The 2,068-nt window shown below is 48.4% G+C and carries 2 protein-coding genes; both read right to left on the bottom strand.

The genetic code is table 11. From position 1 onward, the window contains the following. Positions 1–386: 386 nt before the first annotated feature. Positions 387–1,097, bottom strand: a complete 711-nt coding sequence (locus QT974_RS33740; RefSeq protein ID WP_333472713.1) for a precorrin-2 C(20)-methyltransferase — start codon at positions 1,095–1,097, stop codon at positions 387–389. After that, positions 1,094–1,723: a precorrin-8X methylmutase gene (locus tag QT974_RS33745; RefSeq protein ID WP_333472714.1), complete on the bottom strand. Its 630-nt coding sequence runs from the start codon at positions 1,721–1,723 to the stop codon at positions 1,094–1,096. Before QT974_RS33745 ends, QT974_RS33740 begins: the two co-directional genes overlap by 4 nt. Positions 1,724–2,068 lie beyond the last annotated feature (345 nt).

Here is a 2,068-nt window from a genome sequence, read left to right on the forward strand (position 1 = left end):
TAGCACTTTCGCGCTGCTGTAAGGTGGCTGTCATGTGTTTATGATTGCTTTATTTTGTTTTCAATGTTCGTGACGGCTTTGTGTTCCGCCATGTAAATAAATATAAAGGATATTCTAAGCTTTGTAAAGACCTGTGACAACAGTTAAACTTATATTTAAAATAAGTTTAACTTATAGGTTTTGAAAAATGCCGATAAGAAGCCAAGAATTGACAATAAAAAGAGAAGCTTGGAAGCAAGTCGTTCCCAGGCACAGGATTCAGTCGATTTGAAATGATAGATTTGAGATGGATTCCAGAAATAAATCTGGCGGATCTCTCTGATTTGTAAACTTTGTTTGAGATCCGCGACTTCTGTTGTGAAACAAATATGCGTCTTTGAGTGGGGTCAAGATACAGACTTTTGCTGGCTGGGTATCATCACCAGCGCCCAGTAGGGAACTTCGGCAGGATCGACATCTGCGATCGCCCGAATGCACTGATTCGGCATAGTTGCGCGCTCTATATATAGTGCGCGATCGAATTGTCCCAACTCAATCAGCACGTCTCGAACTTTCGCAAAGTGCCTCCCCAGCTTAATAATCACCGCAGCATCAACCAGCGCCAGCCGATCGCGCAAAACAGAGGCATCCAACGTCGCAGGCATAATACTTAACACATCGTTACGATAAGTCAGCGGCACTCCCAGCGCACTCGCACTCGCCATCGTCGAAGAAATTCCCGGCACAACTTCGGTAGTAAACTTGCCCGACAAACGGTTAAATAAATACATAAACGTGCCGTAGAGAAAAGGCTCGCCCTCGCACAAAACCGCCACATCCCGCCCTTCGCTGAGGTGAACTGCAATTTTCTCGGCTGCAATATCGTAATATGGTTGAGACGATCGCGTCGGACTAAAAGGCAGCGGCATCGGAATCTCAATTTGCTCGGGGCGCAAGTAATCTGCGACGATCGCACGCGCGAGCACCTTACCATTTTCCATCGCCGGATACGCAATCACCGGCACCGATTGCAAAATCCGATAAGCTTTCAACGTTATCAATTCCGGATCGCCAGGGCCGATGCCCAATCCGTACAATTTACCAGTAGTCTTAGTCATAGTTCGTCCTCTTTAGCTAACGCATTCACGGCCGCCGTTGCCATTGCACTACCACCTCGCCGCCCGTGTAGCGCGATAAATGGCACTCCCCGACTGTTAACAGCGAGTTCGGCTTTGGATTCGGCCGCCCCCACAAATCCTACCGGGAAACCCAGAATTAAACTTGGTTTCGGGGCTCCAGCATCTAACATTTCCAGCAATCGGAATAAAGCAGTCGGGGCATTGCCGATCGCTACAACTGCACCATCTAACTTATCTAGCCACAAATCGAGTGCTGCTGCCGATCGAGTATTGCCGATTTGGCGCGCCAACTCCGGGACTTCGGGATTCCAGAGGGTGCAAATCACTGGATTGTCTGCGGGAAGCCTTTTGCGGGTGATGCCTTCGGCTATCATCCTGGCATCGCACAGAATTGGCGCGCCTGCTGCGAGGGCTTTGCGCCCGTGGGTGGCGGCAAGGGGGGAAGCTGCTAAGTCTGTAACGATGTCGATCATTCCGCAACTGTGAATTAGTCGCACTGCGACTGTTTCTAAGTCTGGCGGTAGGTTTGATAAGTCTGCTTCGGCGCGGATTGTGGCGAAGGATTTTGTGTATATTTCTGTTCCGTCTCGGATGTAGTCAATCATTAAGATAATTGGGAATTGGGAATTGGGAATTGGGAATTGGGAATTGGGAGACTGTACTTAACTTTATTTGAAATTGTTATTATGGGAAGTTTGTTTGATTTGTGAAAGAGCTTTTTTTAATGAACCGCGAAGGCGCGAAGGGCGCGAAGGAAGAAAGAGAATGGGAAATGATGAGAGTTTGTCTGTTTTAATGATTTTCTGGGCTCAGTAATTTCTGCAATTTGTCGATCGCCCACCGATCGCAAAATTCACCGAATGACTCGCGAGGTTTTCGCAACCGCTGGTAGACGCGCAACATTCGCTCGATCGCACTGGGCATCTCGGCTACACTAACGGCTGGGAAGA

The organism is Microcoleus sp. BM001215392, from assembly GCF_036700185.1.
Classification (GTDB): domain Bacteria; phylum Cyanobacteriota; class Cyanobacteriia; order Cyanobacteriales; family Microcoleaceae; genus Microcoleus.

What these genes read in the sequence shown, in the direction of transcription:
- QT974_RS33740 (WP_333472713.1), bottom strand. Translation starts at nt 1,097, where the DNA reads ATGACTAAGACTACTGGTAAATTGTACGGATTGGGCATCGGCCCTGGC.
- QT974_RS33745 (WP_333472714.1), bottom strand. Translation starts at nt 1,723, where the DNA reads ATGATTGACTACATCCGAGACGGAACAGAAATATACACAAAATCCTTC.